This window comes from Aedoeadaptatus ivorii (genome assembly GCF_900638585.1).
GTDB classification, from domain to species: domain Bacteria; phylum Bacillota; class Clostridia; order Tissierellales; family Peptoniphilaceae; genus Aedoeadaptatus; species Aedoeadaptatus ivorii.
In genome coordinates, this window is record NZ_LR134523.1 from 598,633 (window position 1) to 622,522 (window position 23,890).

At 50.5% G+C, this 23,890-nt stretch carries 22 protein-coding genes and 2 tRNA genes; 18 read left to right on the top strand and 6 right to left on the bottom strand.

Translation table 11 applies throughout. The features are described from left to right. Positions 1–3: 3 nt before the first annotated feature. The 3 genes from EL294_RS02975 to EL294_RS02985 all read right to left on the bottom strand — a co-directional run bounded on the left by EL294_RS02975 (position 4) and on the right by EL294_RS02985 (position 3,547). Positions 4–1,359 carry an aspartate kinase gene (locus EL294_RS02975; protein ID WP_197721111.1) on the bottom strand — a complete coding sequence of 452 codons (1,356 nt, stop codon included), beginning with the start codon at positions 1,357–1,359 and terminating at the stop codon, positions 4–6. Between the two features lie 154 nt (positions 1,360–1,513). Further along, the gene (locus tag EL294_RS08210; protein WP_126465104.1) at positions 1,514–3,151 is read right to left on the bottom strand and encodes a zinc-ribbon domain-containing protein; all 1,638 of its coding nucleotides are present in this window, start codon (positions 3,149–3,151) and stop codon (positions 1,514–1,516) included. Between the two features lie 114 nt (positions 3,152–3,265). Then, positions 3,266–3,547: a hypothetical protein gene (locus EL294_RS02985; protein WP_126465106.1), complete on the bottom strand. Its 282-nt coding sequence runs from the start codon at positions 3,545–3,547 to the stop codon at positions 3,266–3,268. Between the two features lie 171 nt (positions 3,548–3,718). Here EL294_RS02985 and dnaX point away from each other — a divergent pair, with 171 nt between their 5' ends. The 3 genes from dnaX to recR are packed head-to-tail and all read left to right on the top strand — an operon-like array spanning position 3,719 to position 6,241. Next, on the top strand, positions 3,719–5,308 hold the full coding sequence (dnaX, locus tag EL294_RS02990; protein WP_126465108.1) for a DNA polymerase III subunit gamma/tau: 1,590 nt from the start codon (positions 3,719–3,721) through the stop codon (positions 5,306–5,308). After that, the gene (locus tag EL294_RS02995; RefSeq protein WP_126465110.1) at positions 5,301–5,639 is read left to right on the top strand and encodes a YbaB/EbfC family nucleoid-associated protein; all 339 of its coding nucleotides are present in this window, start codon (positions 5,301–5,303) and stop codon (positions 5,637–5,639) included. Before dnaX ends, EL294_RS02995 begins: the two co-directional genes overlap by 8 nt. 2 nt (positions 5,640–5,641) lie before the next feature. Further along, positions 5,642–6,241, top strand: a complete 600-nt coding sequence (recR, locus tag EL294_RS03000; protein WP_126465112.1) for a recombination mediator RecR — start codon at positions 5,642–5,644, stop codon at positions 6,239–6,241. 53 nt (positions 6,242–6,294) lie between these two features. Here the strand turns inward: recR and EL294_RS03005 are convergent, their stop codons facing one another. Continuing rightward, positions 6,295–6,972, bottom strand: a complete 678-nt coding sequence (locus EL294_RS03005) for a GerMN domain-containing protein (RefSeq protein ID WP_126465114.1) — start codon at positions 6,970–6,972, stop codon at positions 6,295–6,297. A 388-nt stretch (positions 6,973–7,360) separates the two neighbouring features. Here EL294_RS03005 and ftsH point away from each other — a divergent pair, with 388 nt between their 5' ends. The 4 genes from ftsH to EL294_RS03025 are packed head-to-tail and all read left to right on the top strand — an operon-like array spanning position 7,361 to position 13,453. Next, complete coding sequence (ftsH, locus tag EL294_RS03010) at positions 7,361–9,322, top strand: ATP-dependent zinc metalloprotease FtsH (protein WP_126466302.1); 1,962 nt, start codon at positions 7,361–7,363, stop codon at positions 9,320–9,322. 33 nt (positions 9,323–9,355) lie between these two features. Beyond that, the gene (locus EL294_RS03015) at positions 9,356–10,729 is read left to right on the top strand and encodes a 4-alpha-glucanotransferase (RefSeq protein WP_126465116.1); all 1,374 of its coding nucleotides are present in this window, start codon (positions 9,356–9,358) and stop codon (positions 10,727–10,729) included. Further along, positions 10,719–13,085 (top strand): glycogen/starch/alpha-glucan phosphorylase, encoded by a 2,367-nt coding sequence (locus EL294_RS03020; RefSeq protein WP_126465117.1) that lies wholly within the window; start codon positions 10,719–10,721, stop codon positions 13,083–13,085. The genes EL294_RS03015 and EL294_RS03020 overlap by 11 nt, the downstream gene beginning before the upstream one ends. Next, positions 13,085–13,453 carry a helix-turn-helix domain-containing protein gene (locus EL294_RS03025; protein WP_126465118.1) on the top strand — a complete coding sequence of 123 codons (369 nt, stop codon included), beginning with the start codon at positions 13,085–13,087 and terminating at the stop codon, positions 13,451–13,453. Before EL294_RS03020 ends, EL294_RS03025 begins: the two co-directional genes overlap by 1 nt. 185 nt (positions 13,454–13,638) lie before the next feature. On the opposite strand, the gene EL294_RS03030 is transcribed toward EL294_RS03025, so the two are convergent. Beyond that, positions 13,639–13,714, bottom strand: a tRNA-Lys gene (locus tag EL294_RS03030). Between the two features lie 165 nt (positions 13,715–13,879). Between EL294_RS03030 and EL294_RS03035 the strand changes: the two genes are divergently transcribed. The 11 genes from EL294_RS03035 (at position 13,880) to EL294_RS03090 (ending at position 23,382) form a co-directional block, all read left to right on the top strand. Beyond that, the gene (locus EL294_RS03035; RefSeq protein ID WP_164715198.1) at positions 13,880–15,694 is read left to right on the top strand and encodes an acyltransferase family protein; all 1,815 of its coding nucleotides are present in this window, start codon (positions 13,880–13,882) and stop codon (positions 15,692–15,694) included. A gap of 16 nt (positions 15,695–15,710) precedes the next feature. Beyond that, positions 15,711–17,054, top strand: a complete 1,344-nt coding sequence (locus EL294_RS03040; RefSeq protein ID WP_232006502.1) for an aminopeptidase — start codon at positions 15,711–15,713, stop codon at positions 17,052–17,054. 68 nt (positions 17,055–17,122) lie between these two features. Beyond that, positions 17,123–17,209, top strand: a tRNA-Leu gene (locus tag EL294_RS03045). 1,033 nt (positions 17,210–18,242) lie between these two features. Next, positions 18,243–18,539 carry a type II toxin-antitoxin system RelE/ParE family toxin gene (locus EL294_RS03050; RefSeq protein ID WP_126465124.1) on the top strand — a complete coding sequence of 99 codons (297 nt, stop codon included), beginning with the start codon at positions 18,243–18,245 and terminating at the stop codon, positions 18,537–18,539. Positions 18,540–18,556: 17 nt separating this feature from the next. Continuing rightward, on the top strand, positions 18,557–19,603 hold the full coding sequence (locus EL294_RS03055; RefSeq protein WP_126465126.1) for a helix-turn-helix domain-containing protein: 1,047 nt from the start codon (positions 18,557–18,559) through the stop codon (positions 19,601–19,603). A gap of 191 nt (positions 19,604–19,794) precedes the next feature. Further along, a complete protein-coding gene (locus EL294_RS03060; RefSeq protein ID WP_232006503.1) occupies positions 19,795–20,499 on the top strand; it encodes a phage portal protein in 705 nt (234 codons plus the stop codon). Next, entirely contained in the window at positions 20,492–22,021 is a 1,530-nt protein-coding gene (locus EL294_RS03065) for an ADP-ribosyltransferase (protein ID WP_126465128.1), read from the top strand. The genes EL294_RS03060 and EL294_RS03065 overlap by 8 nt, the downstream gene beginning before the upstream one ends. Then, entirely contained in the window at positions 21,999–22,181 is a 183-nt protein-coding gene (locus EL294_RS03070; protein ID WP_126465130.1) for a hypothetical protein, read from the top strand. The genes EL294_RS03065 and EL294_RS03070 overlap by 23 nt, the downstream gene beginning before the upstream one ends. A 490-nt stretch (positions 22,182–22,671) precedes the next feature. Next, on the top strand, positions 22,672–22,869 hold the full coding sequence (locus tag EL294_RS03080; protein ID WP_126465132.1) for a hypothetical protein: 198 nt from the start codon (positions 22,672–22,674) through the stop codon (positions 22,867–22,869). A 31-nt stretch (positions 22,870–22,900) separates the two neighbouring features. Then, on the top strand, positions 22,901–23,119 hold the full coding sequence (relB, locus tag EL294_RS03085; RefSeq protein WP_126465134.1) for a type II toxin-antitoxin system RelB family antitoxin: 219 nt from the start codon (positions 22,901–22,903) through the stop codon (positions 23,117–23,119). Then, complete coding sequence (locus EL294_RS03090; protein WP_126465136.1) at positions 23,116–23,382, top strand: type II toxin-antitoxin system RelE family toxin; 267 nt, start codon at positions 23,116–23,118, stop codon at positions 23,380–23,382. Before relB ends, EL294_RS03090 begins: the two co-directional genes overlap by 4 nt. Positions 23,383–23,429: 47 nt before the next feature. Here the strand turns inward: EL294_RS03090 and EL294_RS03095 are convergent, their stop codons facing one another. Continuing rightward, a complete protein-coding gene (locus tag EL294_RS03095) occupies positions 23,430–23,750 on the bottom strand; it encodes a YjgN family protein (protein WP_126465138.1) in 321 nt (106 codons plus the stop codon). Positions 23,751–23,890: the final 140 nt, after the last annotated feature.

Sequence of the window (23,890 nt, forward strand, 5' to 3'; positions counted from 1 at the left end):
GTCTCATTCAGTATACTCCAAATCCTCGCCGTTTGAAAGTGCATCCGAAAAGGCGGCGTCGTAGATGGCGCGTACGGATTTTTCCGCCTCGGCCTCCAAGACCCCGATGATAATATTCATTTCGCTCGCCCCCTGCACGATGACACGGATATTTACCTCGGCATCGGCCAGCGCCTTAAAGATCAATGCGCTCATGCCGATGCGGTTTTTCATATTTCGGCCGACCACGGTAATTAGGGCGATGTTGTGGTCAAGGCTGATGCGATCCGCATTGGTAAAGGTCTGGAGCTCGGCGAGGACCTGCTCGGTCTTATTTTTCAGATAGCGTCCAGAAATCACCAAGGAAACCGAGTCGATGGACGAGGGCATATGCTCCAAATACAGATCGTTCGCTTCGATCACCGAGAGGACCTTGCGGTGAAAGGCGAGGTCTCTGTTCATGCGGTATTTTTCGATATTGATCACGTCGAAGCCCTTGCGACAGGCGATGCCCGTGATGTCGGCGCCGCCCGCTTCTTCAGGCACCGAGCCCAGGATATAGGAGCCGTCTTCGTCTTTGGCATTGGTGTTTTTGATCACCACGGGGATGTTTTTTTCGATGACGGGAAACATCGCTTCGTCGTGCATGACCTTGGCACCGCTGTAAGAGAGCTCCCGCAGTTCCTGATAGGAAATAGAGTGAATTTTTGCGGGAGAGTTTACGATCGAAGGATCCGCCGCCAAAAGCCCGGAAACATCGGTCCAGTTCTCGTACAGATCGGCGCCGACGCCATGGGCGACGATCGAGCCGGTGAGGTCGCTGCCGCCGCGGCTAAAGGTAAAGATATCGCCTTTGTCGTTTGCACCGTAAAAGCCGGGGATGACGGCATTTTCGTGTTCCGATGCCATGGCCGCAAGCGACCGGTAAGTGGCATCTGCATCCCAGAAGCCGTCGTCGTCAAAGCGGATGACGTCCTTTGCATCGACGAAGTCGAACCCCAAATAGGCGGCGAGGATCTTGCCGTTTAAGTATTCGCCCCGGGAAAGCACATAGGCCTTTTCGACCCGCCCGTCGGCGATGGTGTTCCGTATGCGATCCAACTCCGCCTCCAGGGGAAAGCGGATGCCGATTCCGTCGATGATCTCCCGATACCGGGCTTCGATCATCTGGAGCACCTCATTGGCGCTGAGTCTGTGGATCGCCATATTGTAGAGGAGGATCAGAAGGTCGGTGACCTTTTGGTCGCTTTTTTGCGCCTTACCCGGCGCCGAGGGTATGATATAGCGGCGGTCGGGATCTTCCCGAACGATATCTGCCACCTTTTGAAACTGCGTACTGTTGGCCAAAGAAGACCCTCCGAATTTACAAACAATCGTCATAATATCCTCCTTCTTTATAGTTATACTCTATTGTAGTGAGTTTCCCACGCGGGCACAAGGTGAAAGCGGATTTGGAAGCGATTGCACAGAAATAAAAGCGATCCATAGAAAAAACGACACCGGTTTTGCCGATGTCGTCTGCGATTTGTAGGGACTATGCAAATGTCGAGGTAATAAAAATCGTAAGAATCCAAAAGAGTTTGGAGATCAGATCGATGCTGATAAACAAAATGCCGTACCAGGCGATAAAATCTCTGCGTCCTCCGGCGACGAGGTCTTCCTGTGCCGAAGCCAAGGCGAGGAAGATAACCCAGAAATACAGGAGGATGCTTAAAATAATATGCGGCGTTACGGCGCCGAGCACCGTTCTTCCCATGGCCAAAGACGAGGGAAGGAGGAAAAACACCAAAGTGGCGGGGATCAAATACAGGATCCAGTGCAACAGGCTGTCGATTCTCCGCGTCTTTTTGAAGACGGGACGGCAGGTGTTGTTCCTCGCGATTTCGTTGGCGTAGGTAAAGGCGAAAATGCCGATGGCGACCTTTAGGATGGTAAAGAGAATCGCGAGGATCGAGACCCCGCGGAATGCGAAGAGGATCGGCGCGGCGCTTAGAACCGCCCCGATGCCGATCAGTGCGTACAATCCGTTGGGTCCCGCTTCCTTGACCTTTACGCGGGCGGCCTGTAACCGTTCGGCCGCGGCATGTAAGGCGGCGATTTCGGTCTCATGGCCGGCGCCCGCATCCGCTTCGGCGGCGGGTGCCACGTCGTAGATTTCAGTGGCATCGAGGGATTCGGTCCCTTCGTTTCGGGAACGCGCTTCTTTTTTGGTGCGAAGTCGCTCTTTGAAGGCGCGGCCGCGCGCTTTCAGATCGGCCAAAAGGCGTTCTGCGCGGTCGGTTCGCGTCGGTGCATCGGAATGATCGTCCGCATCCGCGCGCTTCCCGGCGGGCGCCTCGTAGTCGTCGTAGGCGCGAATTTCTTCGGCCGGGGCGTCGTCGGAATCGGGGACCGCATAGGAATCGGATGTCTGCGTATCTTCCGCGTCGTATTCCACATCTGCTTTTCGGGACGCGCCTTCTTTCGGTGACTGCTTGAAGAAGGAGGAGAGAATGCCCTTGGCGGTGATCTTCTCTTTTTCCCGTTCCCGTTCCTGCTCTTCGAGGATCTCGTTGACCTTGTGGTTTAAGGATCCCACATCGCCGGTTTGGTTAAAGGTATCTTCTTCCACATCGCGAGAGATGCGCAAATTGTCCGCCTCGGTAGAGGAGATCGCCGTTTCGTCTTTTTCCAAGCGGTCCGCCATTTCGCCGAAGACCGAATAGGGATTGTCCTCTTCGTCGATAAAGCGGTTCCAGATCTCCGAGAAGCTCTTTTTCTTTTGCTTCGGTTGCACATCCGCTTCGGGCTCCGTTTTCTCTGCAACCGACGGCTCTTCCTCCGGTTCGACTTTCGGCGCCTCGTCTTTTACGTTTACAGGCGCTTGCTCTTCGGCCGTACTGTCGGTGGAAATGCCGGAGAGGGTTTCGTGCTTTTTGAGATTTTGTCCCACATTCGTATCGACGGTATCCAGATAGGATTTTAAGTACTCGCCGTCTTCCGGGTCGGAGGAGTAGGCGACTTTAGTATCTCCGCCGGGCGAATTGGGTCGGGTAGAATTAGGATGGGATTCAGGGGAGGATTTTTTGAATTTCTTTTCGAAGAGTCTCCTGGCATCTTCCTGATTGGCGCCGCAGACGTGACAGAATTTGGCACCCTTCACCAACTCTTCGCCACACTGAAAACAATACAATTTTTCGCCCTCCTTCTTATAGTATATTTAAATTATAACATAGCCACATAGATTTAGAAGAATAAAAAAAGCTCCGGAAACCCGGAGCTTTTACGTACTTGAATCGAAAATCGATTATTGAGCAGCTTCTTCCGTTTGTGCGTTGTCAGCAGCTTCGTCAGCTTGGTCTGCAGTAGCGTTTGCTTCAGCAGCAGCGTTTTGTGCTTCAGCAGCTTCGTTTTCCTTAGCGTTTGCTTCAGCGGTAGCGTTTTGTGCTTCTTCGGTAGCGTTTTGTGCAGCGGAGTTTGCTTCGTTAGCAGCGTTGTTTGCCTTTTCAGCGTTGCCTTGGCAAGCAACCAGACCGAACATAAGGGTACCTACTGCCAATGCACTTGCGATTTTCTTCAGATTTTTCATTTTCAAATACCTCCTAAAATACATATCCTTGATATGGTCTTAGTATAGCTACCCTATGTGATGATTTGGTGTAAATCCTGTCAAAATTAAAGGAATTCTGTTTGCGCCGGATCTGTGAATTGTATTGGGAAGAAAGGGAGGATAGGGTATACTGGTATTTCGGAGGAGATTATGCAAGCCTTATATAGAAGATACAGACCGAAGACATTTGACGAAGTCGTCGGTCAAGAAAAAATCGTAACCGCGCTAAAAAATCAAATCACAGAAGACCATATACATCACGCTTACCTATTTTCGGGCACGCGGGGGACGGGGAAGACCTCGGTGGCGAAGATTTTTGCCCGGGCGATCAACTGCCTAGAGCCTCGGGGGGCGAATCCCTGTAACGCGTGCGAGGTGTGCCGGGGCATTCTCGAAGAATCGCTCTTCGACGTCATGGAGATCGACGCGGCGAGCAATAACTCGGTCGACGACATTCGCGAGATCCGCGAAAACATCGTCTACGCTCCCGCCGTGGCGAAGAAAAAGGTATATATCGTCGACGAGGTCCATATGCTCAGTAAAGGCGCCTTTAACGCCTTGTTAAAGATTTTAGAGGAGCCGCCTGCGCACGCCGTATTCATCTTGGCGACGACGGAACCGCAAAAGATTCCCGCGACGATCCTGTCGCGTTCCCAAAAGTTTTCGTTCTCCCGCTTAAAAGAAGTGGAGATCGCCCGTGAACTGGGGCGCATTTTGGACGAAGAGGGCCGCAATTATACGGAAGATGCGCTGCATATCGTTGCGGTACACGGCGACGGCTCTATGCGCGACAGCCTGTCCATACTCGATCAGGTCCTCTCTTTGTCGGAGGATACGATCGATGCGGCGGCGGTACGAAATAGCCTGGGGTTGAGCGAGGACGAGCGCATCTTTCGGATTCTGGACGGAGTGATCGCAGGCGATGCGGCGCTCCTTTTGGATGTGGTAGAAGATGCGTATCTCGGCGGTAGGAATCTCGCGCTCTTATACGACGCGCTCCTCAGGTATTTTAGGGAGCTCTTGTTCTACCGCTACGCCGAGAAGATTCCGCCCCGATTTGCGGAAGAGGAAAAAGAGACTTTTATCGCCCAGACGCGGCAGCTGACAGAAAAGGACCTGTTTCGCTGTATCGACCTGTTCGATGCGGCGAGGGACGCTTTAAAATACGCCAAGGAGCCCCGCGGGGTGCTGGAAGTCTTACTGTTAAAGACGCTGTATAAAGAAGCGGAAGAGGAACCTGTCGATAAACCCGTGCGCGTGCGCACTCCGAAGAGAGAACCCGCACAGAAATCCGATACATCCTCGCCTTCTGTGCGGCCCCCCAAACCGCAAGAAAGCGAGAGCCCGCGCGAAGCCGAAGAGGCGTCGGAGGCTTTGAGGGACGATTCGGATCGTGATATAATACCTTCCGAAGAATTTCAGCCGGCGCGCTGGGAAGAAATTGTATCGCGCGTGCGCACAGAAAACATCGCCTGCGCTGCGCTCTTAAAGGACGCGGAGACGGTGTATGCGAAGAACCGGGCGCTCCATATCGGATTTTTGCCGCGATTTCGCTTCCATCTGAATGCGGTGCAGAAGGATACCAATCGAAAGACCCTCGAAGAGAGCGTGCGTGCGGTGCTCGGCGAGGACTGGGCCGTAATTATCGAAAAGACGGACGAGGACGCCACCTTGGACGCGCTGCGCCGGGTGTTCGGAGACGAAAAAGTAGAAGTAGATAGAGGAGGAAAAAATGGCTAAAGGTTTCCCCAATATGGGCGGAAAGAATATGAATTCCATGATGAAGCAGATTCAAAAGCTGCAAAAGGAAATGGAGACAATGCAGGAAAATCTCGACAAGGAAGAATTTGAAGCCACCGCCGGGGGCGGCGTGGTAAAGGCGATCGTCAACGGAAAGAAGGAGCTCTTAAAGGTAGAGATCGATCCCGACGTGGTCGATCCCGACGACGTAGAGACCCTTGAAGACTTGCTGCTCGCGGCGGTTCGAGAAGCCATGAGCGCGGCGGAAGAAAAGACCCAAGGGGAAATGAGTCGTCTGACCGGCGGCATGAATCTGCCGGGGATGTTTTAAGCGTGGAACGGCCTCTGGAAGAACTCGTCTTTCGCCTTTCCCGCCTGCCGGGCATAGGTGTAAAAACCGCCCGGAGGCTCAGTTATTTTCTCTTGGAATCCGACCAGGGGGAAGTGGAAAAGCTCGCCAAAGCGATCCTCGAGGCGAAGGAAAAGATTCGGGAATGCGAGATCTGTTTCGACTACACAGACGAGGAGATCTGCCCCATCTGCAAGAGCGCGCATCGGGACCGGCATACCATCTGCGTGGTGGAAGAGCCCAAGGACGTGCAGGTGATGGAACAGACCGCCAAATACAACGGCCTCTACCACGTATTGCACGGTGTCATCGTGCCGGAACGCGGGGTACTGCCGCCGGATCTTCGCATCAAGGAGCTCTTTGAGCGCCTTAAAAAAGAGGAGATTCGCGAGCTAATCCTCGCCACCAACCCCACCAAGGACGGAGACACCACCGCGCGCTATATCGCGAGAATGCTCAAAGACGTCGACATCAAGATCACCCGCATCGCCCACGGCATCCCCGTCGGCGGCGACTTGGAGTATTACGACGAACTTACGGTGGCGACGGCCATGCAACATAGGACCGAGTTTCGAGACGGATAAAAAAAGGAAGCCCCTTTTGGGAGCTTCCTTTTTCTGTGTCCGGATCGATGAATTTACAGGGGCGCCGTAAAGGGCTCGGTGATGTCCACATGGCCCATCAGGGTTTCTGCGGGTTTGCCGTTTACGGTAAACTCGACCGATTGAATGCCGTCTACGGAGAGCAGGCTGTTGACGACGGAAGTGACGATGACGTCTTCTTCCAAAGAGCCGCCGCTCGCATTGCCCGCGATGTCGACTTTTGCGGTGGTGCCGTCGAGCTTGGACTTCGCGTAGTCGAATTTATCCAATCCCGTGGGTTCTGCGCCTTCCGCGGCGGGATCTTGTGCCAAGCGGTCCAATACTTTCTTTACGATATCGGATTCGCTCGCCTTGATTTCGGCAGAGGCGGTTTTCGTCTTGGCGTCTTCCTTGCCGTCTACAATATAGTCGGTGGAAGGATAGCTCAGGGTGACGGAATAGGTTTTTTCTTCTTTTGCCGTCTCTTTTGTATCTGCGTCGGTTTCCTCTTTTTCAGTGTCATCTTTTAAGTTTTTCTTTGTATCGGTGTTTTCCGTATCTTCTTCGACCATCGCGTCGTCTTTTTCTTCGGCATTTAAGGTTTCCGTATCCTTTTGATTTTCGACGACCTCGACTTGGTTTTCGGGCACTTCTGCCGCCGAGGAATTTTGTTGGCAGGCGACGGTGACGAGGCCCATAGCAAGGACGATGCCGGTAAGTGCGATTTTTTTCATTGGCGTTCCTCCTATCGCGTGTTCCGCTGAAATGGCGGAATTCCGCTATTCTTCGTGTTTCGATTTCTGTTTCGTATTTTACCACAGCAAAATCGGATTGTCACCCGAGAAGGCGGTGTTTTCGCGTTCTTTCACAGACTCGACATAGAACACACAAGATTTTCCATGAATGTCTAATATCTGTCTCGATTTGCGGGCGAATTCGACTATTTTTTGCGCTGCGGTATCCTTTCCGCCGTGGGTGTAGTATAGTACGGTTTCAGAACCCGTTCGTATAGTAAGAAACGGCCCTCGCAAATGCGGCCATGAATAATAGTTTCCTTATAAGTGTATAAATAAATACGGACGTGAATGGAGGCGTGTATTGAAAAAAGATTTTAACCGACCGATGTTTCTGTACTACGGCATCGGCATCATAATCGTATTTTTAATCTCGTTTATGCTGATGCCCAAGATGCGGCAGGACACCGTACAGACCAAAGAGGTCAGCTATAACGAGTTTTTGACATTAGTAGACGAAGGAAAGGTAAAAGAGGCCCATATCGCCGATAAGGCCATCGGCTTTACGGTGAAGGGCGAGGACAAGGTCCGTTACGATACCTCGCGCTTTCCCGACGAAAGTCTGGTCAACCGCCTGTATGAAAACGGCGTAGAGTTCGACCGGGAATACCCCAGCGAGATGAACCCCATACTCCAGAGCCTGTTGAGCTTCGGCTTAATGGTGCTGTTGATGGTGGCGGTGGGGCAGATCTTTATTCGCAGCATGACCAAGTCGATGGGAAAAGGCGGCGTAGGTCCCATGAGCTTTGGCAAGAGCAATGCCAAGATCTACGACCAGAGTGTCGAGGGCATTACCTTCGACAATGTCGCCGGGCAGGACGAGGCCAAAGAAGCGCTCCGAGAGATCGTCGACTTTCTCTACAATCCCAAGAAGTATAGCGAAATCGGCGCCAAGCTCCCCAAGGGGGCGCTCTTGGTCGGCCCGCCGGGTACCGGTAAGACCTTGATGGCAAAGGCCGTCGCCGGCGAGGCGTCGGTGCCCTTTTTCTCGATCTCCGGCTCGGAATTCGTGGAGATGTTTGTCGGCCTCGGCGCCGCCAAGGTACGGGACTTGTTCGAGCAGGCAAAGGAAAAGGCGCCCTGTATCGTCTTTATCGACGAGATCGACACCATCGGCAAAAAGAGAGACGGGGCGGGATTTTCGGGCAATGACGAGCGGGAGCAGACTTTAAACCAGCTCCTCGCGGAAATGGACGGATTCGAAGGAAACGGCGGCGTCGTCATCCTTGCCGCCACCAACCGACCCGAATCCCTGGACCCGGCGCTTCTGCGCCCCGGACGGTTTGACCGCCGCATTCCCGTGGAACTGCCGGATCTGATGGGTCGCGAGGCGATCCTCAAGGTGCACGCAAAGGACGTAAAGACCGAACCGAACATCGACTATAACGCCGTCGCCCGCGCCACCGCCGGTGCGAGCGGCGCCGACCTCGCCAATATGATCAACGAGGCGGCGCTGCGCGCCGTGCGCATGGGCAGAGAGCGAATGCGCGAAGAGGACTTGATGGAGAGCGTAGAAGTGGTCATCGCCGGCTACGAGCGCAAGAATATGGTGATCAGCCCCCGCGAAAAGCAAATCATCGCCTATCACGAAGTGGGCCATGCCTTGGTGGCAGCGCTGCAAAAGGAATCGGCGCCGGTGCATAAGATTACGATCATTCCACGTACCAGCGGTGCGTTGGGCTATACCATGCAGGTCGACGAGGAGGAGCGCTTCTTAATGAGCAAAGAAGAGGCGTTTAACAAGATCGTCACCTTGACCGGCGGACGGGCGGCGGAAGAATTGATCTTCAACACCCGCACCACCGGGGCCTCCAACGACATCGAACAGGCGACGAAGATCGCCCGCGCCATGATTACCCGCTACGGCATGGCGGACGAGTTCGGCTTTGTCGCCATGGAGACCGTCACCAATAAATATCTCGGCGGCGACACGACCCTTGCGGTATCGGACCGCCGCGCCTTTGACGTGGATATGGCGGTGCACGCCATTGTCACCGCCGCGCAGGAAAAGAGCCACGAGATCCTCACCGAAAATGTGGACAGCCTGCACGCCATTTCGAATTACCTGCTCAAAAAAGAAACCATCACAGGGCAGGAATTTATGGATATTTTACAAAAAAATAGCGACGTCAATGTGCCGCTTACCGTCGAGGACGAAAAGCCCCAAAGCGTTAGTGGGGCATCCTCGGATCTTCCCGCCGCAAAAAATCCTGAAGAGACAGATGGCGAAACGGGTATACTCCCTAAGGAAAACGAGGACGACGAACCATCGGATGAAAACCCTGCATAAGCAGGGTTTTTTGCTTGTGCAAAGGAGGCGCATGTGAAAGCGGGAATTCTATCACCGATCTTTTCTCTGCCCGTGCCCGGCGGCCGGGGAGATTTTTCTGTCGTGAAAGACTATTTGAACTTTCTGCACCGCAGCGGTCTGTCGTACTGGCAGATTCTGCCCATCAATCCCGTGGATGCCTACGGCAGTCCCTACGCTTCTTTTTCTTTGTCGGCGGGGGATCTGGGTCTGTTGGATCTTACGGCGCTTGCAGAAGACGGATTGCTCGCCCGGGCGGATGTGGTGGCGGCGGAAGAAAAGGAAGACTATCTCTTCGAGTATTTGGATTTCGAACGCGCGGCGCGCGAACCGGGATACGCGGTCTTTTTACAAGAAGAGGGCACATGGGCAAAGGATGTGGCGGTATTTCGCGCTCTGCGCCGGCAGTACGGCGTGCTGATGAATTGGCCGGATCGCTACCGCATTTACGATGTAAATACCGTGGCGCCGTTGTGGAACGAGTCGGCGGTGCAAAAATACGCCGTGCTCGAGTACCTCTTTGACCGGCAATGGTACGCGCTCAGAAACCACGCGAGGGGCCTCGGCATAACGATCGTCGGCGATCTTCCCTACTACCCGGGGCGGGACAGCCTAGAGTTGTGGCGCATGCCCGAAAACTTTTTGCTCGACGAAAATCGAAACCCGCTCTATATCTCGGGCGTTCCCGGCGACGATTTTAACGACGCCGGCCAGACCTGGGACTCGCCGGTCTACGATTGGGAGCGTTTGCGGGCGGACGACTTTCGCTTTCACACCGCCCTCTTTCGCCGCGCCTTGAAGCGCTACGATCTGGTGCGCCTGGATCACTTTCGCGGGTACGAGAAGATCTTTCACATTCCCTACGGCGAGACCCCGAAGGAGGGACATTGGGCGCCGGTGCCGGGGCGCGAACTCCTCTCGCGCTTTCTGTCGATGCGGGATCGATTCCTGATCGAGGATTTGGGCACATTGGATCGGGCGTTTTATGAATTCCGCGACGCCTTCGGATTTCGGGGGATGGGGGTATTGCCCTTCGAGGCGCCGGGGACAATTTCAGCGTATCCGCGGATCTACTATACGGGCAATCACGACACGGCGCCTTTGGGCGGCTATGTTTCAGAGATGGGCGCGTTCGAGCGCAGGGGTTGGGAAGACTACCTGAAAAAGCCCATCTCGCGGGAAAATCTGTTACAATATGCACTGGAACGACCGGAGGAGATCGTGATCTTTCAGCACACCGATCTATGGGACGATGCACCGCGCATCAATGTACCCGGTACCGAAACGGGGAATTGGCGGGCGCAGATTCCCGCGCGCTATATGGACGAGAAGACGGCCGAGTACATTCGGCAGAGAATAGGAGAAAGGGCGGATAACAATGGATATTGAAACCTGGAAGAACAATCTGCGAATGACATTGGATCTGGAAACGGCAAAGCCCGCACACGAAGCGTCCATCGCGTCGAAGGCGAGGGCGCTGTCGAAGGCGGTGCGCCTGCGCTATCACGACCGGCGCATTCGATCCCACAATCTGCACGAAAAGGGAAAGATCGCCTGTTATATGAGCCTTGAGTTCTTGATGGGAAAGAGCCTGCGCAACCACCTCCACGCGTTGGGGTCCGATACCAAGGCGTTGGTGGCAGAACTCGTCGAAGAGATCTACCAAGTAAGCATCGAAGAGTTATATGAATTCGAGCCCGATGCGGGGCTCGGAAACGGCGGCTTGGGGCGTCTCGCCGCCTGTTTTATGGACGCCTCGGCCACCACGGGCGTACCCCTACGAGGTTACGGGCTTCGTTACGAGATGGGGATGTTTTCGCAGAAATTCGAAAACGGGTTCCAGGTGGAAGTGGGCGACGACTGGCTAAAAGACGGCGATCTCTGGGGGCAGCGGGTCGAGGAAGAAACCGTGATCGTCGACTTCAAAGACGTATTCCTAAAAGCCGTGCCCTACGACTACATCGTCCCCGGCTACCAGGTGGACAATGTGAATCGCCTCCGGCTCTGGAAGGCGGAAGCGGTCAATGACTTCGACTTTCGGAAGTTTAACGAGTTCGATTACATCGGCGCCGTGGAAGATCGGGAACTCGCCGCCAATATCACCCGGGTACTCTATCCCAACGACGAGCGCCGGGAGGGGAAGGTCCTGCGCTTTATGCAGCAGTACTTCTTTGCCCAGGCTACGATTCGCGACCTTATGCGCCAGGGCGGCATCGAACACCGTGATCTCAAGACGCTGAAAAACATTATCTCCATCCAACTCAACGACACCCACCCGGTGATCGGCATTCCCGAAGCGGTGCGCATCCTCACCGAGGAATTGGGATTCGCCTTCGAAGATGCCATCGATGCGGTAGAGAGCATATTTAGCTATACCAACCACACCATCCTGCAGGAAGCGATGGAAAAGTGGCACCGCAATATTCTCGATGAGGTCTGTCCCGATACGATGAAGGTGATCGAGCGCATGGACGCCCATTATGTGGAGCATTTGCGCATACGCGGATACGACAATGATCGGATTGAGCGCATGCGGATTTTGAGACACGATACGGTGTATATGGCGCATTTGGGAATTCTCGCTTCCCATACGGTCAACGGTGTAGCGGAGCTTCATTCCAGGATTCTTCGAGATACGGAGCTTGCGGATTTTTCAGACTTCGACCCGAACAAATTTACCAATGTCACAAACGGCATCACGCCCCGTCGATTCTTTATGCTCGCCAATCCCGAGATGGCAAAGGCGGTGGATCGCTGGATCGGAAACGGCTGGCGCAAGAATTTCAACGAGATCGAAAAACTCAAAGCCCTCGCCGACGACGCAGAGGTTTTGTCGGAATTTGCCGAAATCAAAAAGAAGAACAAGCGCCATCTCGCCGAGCGAATCCGAAAGGAATACGGCATCGTCGTCGATCCCGACTCCATCTTCGACATCCAAATTAAGCGCATCCACGAATACAAGCGGCAGCTGATGTATGCCTTCTATGTGCATCACTTGTACGCGCGTATCAAGGCCGACCCCCACGCGCCCTTCACGCCACGCACCTGTATCTTCGGCGGAAAATCCGCCACGGGCTACCACCGCGCCAAGGCGATTATCAAATACATCAACGAGCTCGCGCGGGTGGTGAATGCCGACCCGGACGCCGACGGCAAGTTGAAGGTCGTCTTTATCGAAGACTACAATGTCTCCTGGGCGGAGCATTTGGTCGCGGCGGCGGATGTCAGCGAGCAGATTTCTACCGCGGGCAAAGAAGCGAGCGGCACGGGCAATATGAAATTTATGATGAACGGCACCGTCACCCTGGGTACGATGGACGGCGCCAATATCGAGATCTTTGAAGAAGCGGGGATCGACAACAACTATGTATTCGGTGCCACCGTGGAGGAACTGCGGGCGGCAGAGTACGATCCCCATGCCCTCTATGCGAGAGATTCCCTGGTAAAAGAAGCGGTGGATAGCTTGACCGGCACCTATCTCGACGACGGGGGCAGCTTTAAGTTTTTGGACCTGTACCGAGCGCTGATGGACAATCAGTGGGGCAGAGACGACGAGTACTATATCCTCTATGATCTGCGCTCGTATATCGAAACCCAGGACCGGATCGAGCGCGATTTCTCCGACAAAGCAGCTTGGAACAAAAAGAGCTTTTTGAACATGGCCGCATCCGCCAAATTCACCGCCGATCGCACCATCTTGGAATACGCCGAGAGAATTTGGCATATAGAACCGAAGGTGCTCTAATGCGCTTCGGGGACAAAATCAAAATCCTGAGGACCGAAAAGGGATGGATCCAGCAAGAGCTTGCGGATGCCGTGGGCGTAAGCGTACGCACCATTAAAAATTATGAACTCGGCGACAGTTATCCCAAAAATCGGCTGATCTATAAAAAACTCGCGGAGATCTTTTCCGTCGACGTCAACTATCTTTTAACCGAGGACGAAGGATTTGCCATGCCCGACAAATCCCACGCGGGCTATGACGACTATCGCGCGCTGAAGCAGGCGAGCGAGGCGGTCCACCGCGTCTTTCAATCCGAATGGATTCAACAGAAAGACAAGGACGTCTTTCTGCGAAAAGTTTGGGAATGGTATTGGGAGGAGAAGGAATAAGAAAAGCGCCATAACGGCGCTTTTTTTGGCGAATGTATGTGGAATAGATAGAATCGAAGTTAAATGCGCGTTAAAGTCTGAACAAGCGAGTGCACAAAAAAAGGGAGGATCCAAAGATCCTCCCTTGGGCAAAGGACGAATAAAATCGTCATTTGCTGTACCGATAATGCCTGTAAATGGCGATTTGGTGCATCTTCAGGGACTCGAACCCTGGGCCCACTGATTAAGAGTCAGTTGCTCTACCAACTGAGCTAAAGATGCATGTCTCGGCAACAGAGATTATTATACCTACTTTCGGTGGTCTTGTCTACCTTTTCTTCGAAAAAAATGTAAAAATCTTATGAACGCGATTTTTCGGCGATTCTTCTGCCTCCGGGCGCTTTATGATAGAATGAGAGAATCATGACGAAGGAGAGTTTTTGTGGAATGAATGCATACAAAGAAGATGTCGAGCGCGGGCTGAAAGGCTTCGCCCTCTGTTTTATAGTTCTATATATCGCGGCGGATAAGATCTTTACCGGCGCGCACCTGGGCTATCATTTTTTGTTCGCCCTATTCGGATTTTTGAGTGTCGAGACCTACATTAAAGAGAAGATCTATGCCGGTCCGTATTTTGCAGAAAAAATCCGGCGACTTTGGCCGCCGCTCTTGGCGATGGTCTGCGTAAGTACCTGCTTATACGCCATATTCTTTTTCCAGGATTTGCCGCTGATTCGCGGCCAGGCGCTGAGCGCCTTATTCTTCGGCAATAATTTTTTTCAGAGCATAGAGGGCCATCCGCTGAGCATTCATCAGCCGTCGCCATTGGGCCATTTGTGGTTTCTCTCGCTTTTGGTGCAATTTTATCTGGTGTTTACATTTTGTATTACGGGGAAAAAGACCAAGCAAAAGATCATTTCTTTATGTTTGCTCTTAGGCCTCATCTCCGGTGTGTCGGTGCTCTTGATGGGCATTTACGGGGGATTGGGATTTTCCGCCACGCGGATTTTTTATATGCCCGACAGCCGACTATTTAGCTTTTTTCTCTCGGGCCTCTTCGTCCTCTATGCCACCATGGGAAAGGGGAGAGCGGCAGAGGGAAATCGAGACATCGCCTTATTGGGGATTTTGATCCTGTTTGTGATTTCGGTATTTTTCATGCCCGAAGGCCCCCCCGCCTATTTCGGCGGGCTGCTGTGTGCCACTTTGCTCTTTAATCTCTTCTTCCTTTTCTTATTTCGGGACGGGGAGTCGTTTTTCAGCATCTTCACGTTTCCGCTCTTTTCGTTTTTGGGGGAGCGCGTCTATGAAATCTATCTGTATAGCATGCCGAGCTTCTTTTTTACGGGCAGGTTGGTCCGCGCCCTGGGCGGGAGCGAGACCTTACAGACTTTGCTCGCCTTTCCCGTATTGCTGATTGCGGCCCAGGCATCCCACTACTTTTTTGAAAAGCGAGAGATCGCATCGCGCCGTGTCTTGGCGGCATTTGCAGTGCCCCTGATCATGTTGCTCGCCGTAAGCTACGCGACCCAAGAAGAGAAACCGATGCTTCCCATCTATCACAGAGAGAAAGTGGTAAAGACGGTGGAGGCGGACAAAAAAGATACGACAGAAAACCGATCCGTCACCGAGCGCTTTCAACCGTCGAACGAACTCGCGGCGGCGATCGAGCAAATCAACGCCCAAAAACCCGCCTACAAACTGACCAACGACGATCTATTTATCCTACAGGATAAAAAGGCATATGTATGGGGCAATAGTGCCATAGAAGGGCTTCGGGAGGCCTATGCAAAGATCATGCCGTCAATTTCTCTCGAGGCGGGCAAACATCTTACGATTCCCGAGATCGCAAAACGGGTAAAAGATATCGATAAAGACACCCCCTTGGTGCTCCAGATCGGAAACGACGGACCGGTCAGCTATGCCGAGGTAAAAGAAATCGTCGATGCCGCCGAAGGGCGGGCGATCTTTCTCTTTACCGTCGTCGCCGATCCCGCCTACGAAGACAAAAACAACGACGTCTTCAACCGGATTGCATCCGACTACGCCAATGTGGCGCTGATCGACTGGTACGGCGAGGCCAAGACCCAGGGAGATTTTTTTGATGAAGACGGCAATATGAAACAGCCCGCCAAGCGCTTAATGGCGCAAATGCTGGCATACAGCCTTCTTCACAAAGCGCCGCCCGCCACGCAGGCGACCGACGCCGCGGAGGGCGCAAATGCGACGCAAACGAACGAAAACAGCGAACAGACAGAATGAAAGGACAGGGATACCGTTGGAAACGAAGACGATATGGAGAGAAACCGAACAGATCGATGCCATCTACGACTTTTCGGAGGGTTATAAGGAATTTTTGAACGCCGCAAAGACCGAGCGCCTCGCCGCCCGTGCCATTGTCGAAAAGGCGAAGGCACACGGCTTCGAAGAGTTTTCCGAAAAAAAGACCGTATCGCGCGGGGATAAGTTATATGTCTTGAACAAAGAAAAATCCGTACTGCTCTTTCGGATCGGCGAAGACATAGAGGCGGGCATGCGCATCGTCGCCGCCCACATCGACTCGCCCCGATTGGACATCAAAGCAAATCCCCTCTATGAAGAGGAGAATTTGGCGCTTTTAAAGACGCACTACTACGGGGGCATTAAGAAATACCAATGGACGACGATCCCCCTCGCCATCCACGGCGTAATCTTCAACAAAAAGGGAGAAAAAATCGAGGTAAATATCGGATCCGACAGAGAAGATCCCATCTTTACCGTCACCGACCTCTTGCCGCACTTGAGCAAGGAGCAGAACAAAAAGACCCTAGCGGAGGGCATCACCGGCGAAAACCTCAATGTCCTCTTCGGCCATAAGGACGCGAATGACGACGTAAAGGCCGAAATTCTCGCCCTGTTGAAGGAAAAATACGACATCGAAGAGAAGGATTTTGAAATCGCGGAACTGGAAGTCGTCCCCGCCTTCGAGGCGAGAGATCTTGGGCTGGACCGCAGCATGATCGGCGCCTACGGACAGGACGACCGCGTCTGCGCCTACGCGGCGATGGAGGCGCTGTTCGCCGCAGAAGATCCCGAAAAGACCTGTGTCGCCGTGTTTGCCGACAAGGAAGAGATCGGATCGGTCGGAAATACCTCTATGAGCGCGCGCTATCTGGAAAATGCCGTGGCGGAAATTCTCTATGCCATGGGCAAAGACAGCCATATGGCGGTAAAGCGCGCCCTGGCTCGAAGCACCGTACTTTCCGCCGATGTGACCGCCGCCGTCGACCCCAACTATAAAGATGTAATGGATGCGAAAAATGCGGCGCGCCTGGGCGAAGGCGTATGCCTCATGAAGTATACCGGCGCCCGCGGAAAGAGCGGCACCAACGATGCCAACGCGGAATTCCTCTCTGCACTTCGGATGCACTTTTCCAAAGAAGGCATTCGCTGGCAGGTGGGAGAAATGGGCAAAGTCGACCAAGGTGGCGGCGGCACCGTGGCATTTATCCTGGCGGAGACCGGAGCGGACGTCGTCGACTTGGGCACCGCTCTTCTTTCCATGCACGGGCCCTTTGAAGTCGCATCCAAGGCGGATATCTACTCCACCTATCGCGCATACGAATCTTTCCTTCGTATGTAATTGACAATTTCAAAATATATCCTTTACACGCGGCCGAACCTCTGTTATAATTACATGGTATCGGTCGAGCCGGAGTGATGGAATCGGCAGACGTACTGGACTCAAAATCCAGCGGTGGCAACACCGTGCGGGTTCAAGTCCCGCCTCCGGCACCAAGGATACAAACGGCTAAATTGCGCTAACGTTGCAATTTAGCCGTTTTTTAATGCTCAATTTTGACGCCATCAGCGGGATTCGTGTCGATAATATCCAGGTAGATCGCTTAATTCAGCAGAGCTCTGAGGGCGTCTTGGTAATGTTTTGTGGTTTTTGACGAAAGAGGTTTTCCTGTCGCCTTGCTTACCATCCTTTGCAATCGCCTTATAAATTCAATGATATGGGTACGTTTGATATCCACGATGCATATAGATTCAAAGTAATCCGTGCCTCGCTTCGATAGGTAGTTATAACAGTGTATAGTGCGAGGCTCGACTTCACGATCGTAGAGTAAGATTTTTGCAAACTCTGCGCAGGTGGCTTTGCTATAATCTTCTAGCATGTCATCTTTTACAAGTAGATCATGGTGAGTTTAGTCTCAAGTATGATAAAGCCAAATACTATGAAGTGGATTGCAACGATGTGCCGCTTTAATCGTGAGTATATCGTGCGATAACTTAAGTATAATTACAAAAATCAGCAGTTTAATCGCGCGACAATCGTGTGAATATGTAGAAAGGGAAAAGGTGGATAAACAGCAGCTTGCACAGTATCGGGATCTAAAAAGGAGATTGTGCGAATAAAAAAGCTAAGTTTGCCGGTGCGCGATCGTGTGCGGGCTTTTAACCTTCACTCAGATTGAGAGCGAAGATAGTGGCCCGTACAAGCGGCTATTACAAAGAATCTTACAAAAGAGAAAAGCGAAATGCACAAAAATGACTTTGGAAGTGGAGTCATTTATTGCGTCTATACCGGATAGCCGAACTCGGATGATCTTTGAGAGGCGTTATGTTGATGGGTGGACTTGAACCAAAACATCAATGTACATAGGGAGCACAAACGAAGCAACAGCAAGATCCATTCACGATCGTTATTTGAATTGGTTTTTCAGTGACTGTTTGGATAAATAATTTCTAGATTCCTTGATCATCATAAACACTTGGTATATAATAATATTAACCTATGGGGTTAATATTATTAAGGGGTGAACCGTTGCAGATAGGCTATAAAACCAAAAAGCTAAAGAGAATTTGTACAAAATATGCAATTGCAAATAAAGAATATGGACCAGAAATGGCAATAAAAATACATCAACGTGTCAATGAAATTGAAGCTGTAGATACGGTTCATACCTTGGTTCAGTTTAGAATTGGACGGTGTCACGCCTTAAAAGGAAGACGAGAAGGGGAGTATGCTGTTGATCTAGTCCATCCGTTTCGACTAATTTTCACGGTGAAGAAAGATAAAATGATGATAGCGCGAATTGAAGAGATAGTGGACTATCATTAGAACTTTGGAGGTGAAAAATGATAAGCAAAAATTATATAGCAATTCCGCCTGGCGCTACCATTAAAGAGCAACTTGAAGACAGAGGTATGATTCAAAGAGATTTTGCATCTCGCATGAACCTATCGGAGAAGCATGTATCTAAATTAATTAATGGACAGTCTCAACTAACCCAAGACGTTGCTTATCGTTTGGAAATGGTACTAGGGATTCCCGCAAGTTTCTGGAATAATTTAGAGTCCATCTATAGACAGAACCTTACGAAGGTTGAGAAAGAAAACGAAATGGATCAAGATATAGAGATTTCAAGAAAAATATCATATAATGAAATCTCTAAATTAGGTTGGATTGAAGAAACTAGAAAGCCAAAAGAGCGTGTTGTTAATCTCAGAAAGTTTTTTGAGATTACAACTTTAGAATTGCTTGCTGAAAACGCACCTATGCAAATTGCGTGTAGAAAATTAAATGAAGCCAACAAAGAAGATCTTAATTTGTTAGTATGGGCTCAAAAGGCTAAATTAGAAGCTAGGAATATACCAGTTAAACCGATTAATATAGATGGTTTAAAACGAAGCTTAAATGAAATTAGGGCGTTAACAACTTCTAAAGATTCGCACTTTAGTATAGATCTTCAACAAAAATTGGCGAACCTTGGGATTGCGCTGGTTTATTTGCCGCATTTACCGGGCTCTTTTCTTCATGGCGCTACGTTCTACGATTCCAAAAAAATCGTTATCGGTTTAACGTTACGAGGTAAAGATGCAGACAGGTTCTGGTTTAGTCTATTTCATGAGATAGGCCATATCATACTAGGACACATTAATGATAATTTGGGATTAACCGAACATCATGAATACGAGGCAGATGTTTTTGCCAGAGATATCTTAATTCCGCCGGATGAATATGATCTCTATATTCAAAACCATGATATTGGTTATGACACCGTAAAGAATTTTGCAGAAAAAATTAATATCTCACCGGGGGTGGTTGTAGGTAGATTGCAAAAAGAAGGAAAAATCGGTTATAATCAGTTGAATGATTTGAAGATTAGGTATGATTTCAATTAAATGACAGGAAGATATTAAGGTTTTTTATAGGGAGATCTGAATTGTTTCAGCATCTCCCGTTTTTTAGGTCTATTTTTAACTTTGCATGTTTTGCACGGTTTTTCCATGAGACAATTGTATTGTAGATAACTATATATATTTCTTGCGTCCTTGTTGGGGGCGTTTTTTATGCAGATTTTTAGAGGGGTGAGGTGATTGACGCGCAAAAGAAAAATGTATGTGAAGCAAAGACGCGAACGGGCACACCATGTAAAAAGCGGTCGAATGGGAGCAGATCATCCGAGTACTGGCCGCTGTTAGTTACATGGTGGATCGAGTATAGAGCCGAAGCCAGAAAGTATGCGAAGAAGCAAGAATGCGGAGAAGCATGGCTTGTTTGCGAAAGTGTTGCCCGAAGAAATGATGGAGCCTATGATTTGATCGTGGAGTTTATGGACAAGCCCGATGGCGATGCGACGCAAGAGCACCTGATTAATCGGCTGGAGACGCTGATTTTTAATTTGTCGATGGTGGCCAATATCAACGACAAGGATTTCGGGGCATCCAGTGGGATTGCTTTGCGGTATAAGCTGCAGAGCATGAGTAATCTCGCCAATACAAAGGAGAGAAAGTTTACGAAAGGCTTTCGTCGCCGTTATCGGTTGATCGCGGTGCTTGCCAATACGGCGATCGCACCCGAAGATCTAGCCGGACTGCACTTTATATTCACGCGAAACACGCCTGCGAATCTGCTTGAGGAAGCGCAAACGGCCAACTTGCTGACGGGTCTTGTGAGCGATGAGACAGCGCTAAATAGCCTATCGATTATTAAGGATGCGAAGGCGGAGATGAAGCGGATTCAGGAAGAAGAGGCACCGCTGCCGACGTTTGATGCGGAAATGAACGCCGATGAATAGAGATGAATTTATAAAGCGTCAGTTTGCGTATACTAAAGCAAGGGAAGCGGAACATTTTGATCAGGTGATTCGCGATGATCTGGCATACAAAGAGGCGCTAACGAAGCTGTACGAAGATACCGCGAAGGATATGCTAAAGACAGTAGAAAGTCTATATACGCGGTATGCCTTATCTGAAGGGGTTCCGATCGAGGAGGCAAAAAAACGGATCACCAAGTTCGATGCGGCGGGATTTGCAGAAAAAGCGCAGAAGTTGGTGGAAGCGAAAGATTTCAGCGAAGAGGCCAATCGGCAGTTGAGGCTATATAACTTAAAGATGCGCGTTTCCCGGCTGCAAATGATGGAACACGAGATGCGCCTGGAGACCATTGGTCTGGCCGACAAAGAAGAAAAGATGCTTAAAGAGCGACTGCAAAAAGCATATGCAGAAGAAGTCGAAAGACAAGCGGACATTCTGGGCCTTCGAAAAGGAACAAGAGAAAAGATATTAAAACGAGCCGATCGGGTCATCAATGGGGACTTTCGATCGGCTCGTTTTAGTAGTCGGATATGGGCAAGTCAACACGATCTACAGGCGAAGCTGGAGCGCGGGCTTACGCGGTCACTCCTTCGGGGAGAGAATCCGAAAGTTTGGGCGCGGGAAATGCGAACTCTGGTACGGAAAAATATGGCAGATACGGGAAGGGAAAACACGCTGTATGCCGCCAATCGATTGGCCATTACAGAAACCTCCAGGGTGATGAACGAGGCACGGATCAGCGCTCTTACCGAAGCGGGGTTTAATGCCTATGTGTGGATTTGTGAACCCGGTGCGTGCCATATTTGCGCACCGTACGATGGCGAAGTTTTTTCGTTGGCGAAAGGAAATATTGGCGAGAACGTGCCGCCGATGCATCCATTCTGCAAATGTTCGATAGCCGGATTTTATGAATATGATCCGGATGAGAGTATTTTCCAAGTTGTAGAAGATGAATTGATGGAAAAAATTCAAGAAGATCATGACTTGGTGTATGACCAATTACCTGAAGATGAACGCAATGTGCTGACAGAGTATATGCTGGATGGATATATAAAAATAAATCAGCAGTTAAATCGACCACAGGAAATAGATGCAAAGACAAAGTCTAGAATCGAAGTATTAGATGCCACTTTAGACAAGTTTAGTACAGAGGAAAGTATTCTTGTTTATAGAGGGGCAAAGCGAGAAATTTATGAGGGGCACAGTATCGGGGAAATTATTACTGAAAAGGGGTTCCTTTCAACTTCTGTAGAACGCAGAATCGCAAAAACATTTCCAAAAGCCACAGAAGAGGGAAAGAAAGTGCTCTTCGAAATACGGGTGCCCAGAGGCAAGAATGGTGCTTATATCGGCTGGAACTCGCCCTATGGGGAGAATGAGTATATATTGAAAAGGGGTAGCCAATTTGAGATAATAAACATCAACAAGGAAGAAAATGTTCCTGTGTATACTTTACGAATGCTAAAAAAGGAGGTTGAAGATGGATCAAAAAGAGACGAGTAACCCAACTTTAACACCCGAGCTAAGAGAAGAAATCAAACAAAGAATCAGAAATTTCCAAGAAAGGATGAAAGAAAATCCGGAACTGGCGCGAATACATTACGAAAGAAGGATGTCGATGGACACGCATCCGGTGTTTACCAAAAAAGAGAAAAATAAATAAGATTTAAGGCATCCCGGCGGATGCCTTTTTTAGTGAATTATGAAGCTGACGATTAAGAAGTGTACAAATCTTGAACGCCCGTGATTATTGAAGCGTGAAGGCGGTCAGTACACACAACACGCGCATTTTTTCACCAAAAAAGAAGCGAAGTGTTGTAGACGGCTGATTGACCAGCGAAGGTATCCATACGAGAAGAAATACAAGATTGCCATGCAAAGAATTTTAGACGAGGAAGAGTTTAAAGCGCTGCAGAAAAAGCAGCGTTATTTTAATGTGCAGAAAGGCCCCCGCAAATGAGAGGGTCCCGGGCAAGACCTTAAACTGCCCCGACACCTCCTTTCTTTATAGTACGGCCGGAGGGATGGGGCTCCGGCCGCGTGGATAGAAGAGTAGACTTCGTGCAACTCCGGGGCTATCCTTGCCCAAGCGTTGAAGGTGTAAAAAGCTACGGGAAGTCAAGCATTGTAAATTTAAACTATGGGAGGCAGATATGAGCGAAGAATTGAAGGAAGAAATAGCAGTCGATGCACACACGGCTCAAGAAAACAATGATCGCGAACCGGAAGAGAAGAAGGATTCGAAATGGGTGAATTCGGCGTTTAGCCGGTCGTTGGTAAACAGCTTTTTAATGCCCAGATTTTGTTGTGTTGCAATCTTAAACAATCAAATCTTCAAATTTAATTTCTGACGTGTTACAATGTAACATAAGGAGGGAGGATATGGAAACAATTACTATCCGCGTAAAATCAAGGGACAAAGCACTTTTCAAGCGAGTCTCGAAAGAAAAGAACAAATCGATTTCGAATTGGGCCAGAGAGACGCTACTTTCCTCCATAGAGGATGAATACGATGTAGGCATCGTGGAAGAGTATCTCAAGAATGAGGATTCTATGAAGTTCTATACCGCCGATGAGGTCGATAAAGAGTTAGAAAGATGAGTTATACACTTATCTACTCCGAGCAGTCTCTGCGGCAGCTAAAGAAGCTCGACAAAGCTGTTTCCACTCGAATACGAAAGTATCTGCGTAAGATTGAAAGCTTAGAAGAACCCAGGTATAGAGGAAAGGCGCTATCCCAAAACTTGCGAGGATTTTGGCGGTATAGGGTCGGGGATTATCGAATCCTATGTGAGATCGACGACAACAAGTTGATTATCGTGGCAATCGACATCGAGCATCGAAAAAAGATTTACAAGAAATAAAGCACCCGGCGCCGGGTGCTTTTTTGTTGCCCAAATCGATGAAGGCATCAATATTCGTATTCGAGATGTTTCGTCTTCCACTTGATCAACGCGAGATTGACCCAAAATCCATAAATGCCGAAGGTGATTACGGTGAGCAGAAGCCACTTTACCCATTGGCCGAATAGGCCCATGGCGGTGCCGGTAAAGCGGAGTCGCCTGCCTTCGATCACCGTATGTCTCGCTTCGTAATTATAGATCAGGGTAAAGGCCCAGGGGGCGGCGAGGCCAAATGTCAGGCCGCAGACGATTGCGCCAAGAATCTTTAAGCCGATCAGTTCGAGCAAGCCGCCATCGAAGTATGAGGCAGCTTCAGGATAATATGCCATATGTATTTCTCCTTTTTACCGCGCCGAAACCGTACCGTATAGGATTGCACGACGGGATTTCGGCAGAGGGATATGTGAATGGGCAGACGAGATACGGCGAAGTCGATTTGCGGTACCGCCGCGCCTTTCCCCGATGATTG

Bases quoted from the DNA above. Each gene is read 5' to 3' on its own strand.
- EL294_RS02975 (WP_197721111.1), bottom strand. From the start codon at position 1,359: ATGACGATTGTTTGTAAATTCGGAGGGTCTTCTTTGGCCAACAGTACG.
- EL294_RS02985 (WP_126465106.1), bottom strand. From the start codon at position 3,547: ATGAAAAATCTGAAGAAAATCGCAAGTGCATTGGCAGTAGGTACCCTT.
- dnaX (WP_126465108.1), top strand. From the start codon at position 3,719: ATGCAAGCCTTATATAGAAGATACAGACCGAAGACATTTGACGAAGTC.
- EL294_RS02995 (WP_126465110.1), top strand. From the start codon at position 5,301: ATGGCTAAAGGTTTCCCCAATATGGGCGGAAAGAATATGAATTCCATG.
- EL294_RS03005 (WP_126465114.1), bottom strand. From the start codon at position 6,972: ATGAAAAAAATCGCACTTACCGGCATCGTCCTTGCTATGGGCCTCGTC.
- ftsH (WP_126466302.1), top strand. From the start codon at position 7,361: ATGTTTCTGTACTACGGCATCGGCATCATAATCGTATTTTTAATCTCG.
- EL294_RS03020 (WP_126465117.1), top strand. From the start codon at position 10,719: ATGGATATTGAAACCTGGAAGAACAATCTGCGAATGACATTGGATCTG.
- EL294_RS03025 (WP_126465118.1), top strand. From the start codon at position 13,085: ATGCGCTTCGGGGACAAAATCAAAATCCTGAGGACCGAAAAGGGATGG.
- EL294_RS03035 (WP_164715198.1), top strand. From the start codon at position 13,880: ATGAATGCATACAAAGAAGATGTCGAGCGCGGGCTGAAAGGCTTCGCC.
- EL294_RS03055 (WP_126465126.1), top strand. From the start codon at position 18,557: ATGATAAGCAAAAATTATATAGCAATTCCGCCTGGCGCTACCATTAAA.
- EL294_RS03065 (WP_126465128.1), top strand. From the start codon at position 20,492: ATGAATAGAGATGAATTTATAAAGCGTCAGTTTGCGTATACTAAAGCA.
- EL294_RS03070 (WP_126465130.1), top strand. From the start codon at position 21,999: ATGGATCAAAAAGAGACGAGTAACCCAACTTTAACACCCGAGCTAAGA.
- EL294_RS03080 (WP_126465132.1), top strand. From the start codon at position 22,672: ATGAGCGAAGAATTGAAGGAAGAAATAGCAGTCGATGCACACACGGCT.
- relB (WP_126465134.1), top strand. From the start codon at position 22,901: ATGGAAACAATTACTATCCGCGTAAAATCAAGGGACAAAGCACTTTTC.
- EL294_RS03090 (WP_126465136.1), top strand. From the start codon at position 23,116: ATGAGTTATACACTTATCTACTCCGAGCAGTCTCTGCGGCAGCTAAAG.
- EL294_RS03095 (WP_126465138.1), bottom strand. From the start codon at position 23,750: ATGGCATATTATCCTGAAGCTGCCTCATACTTCGATGGCGGCTTGCTC.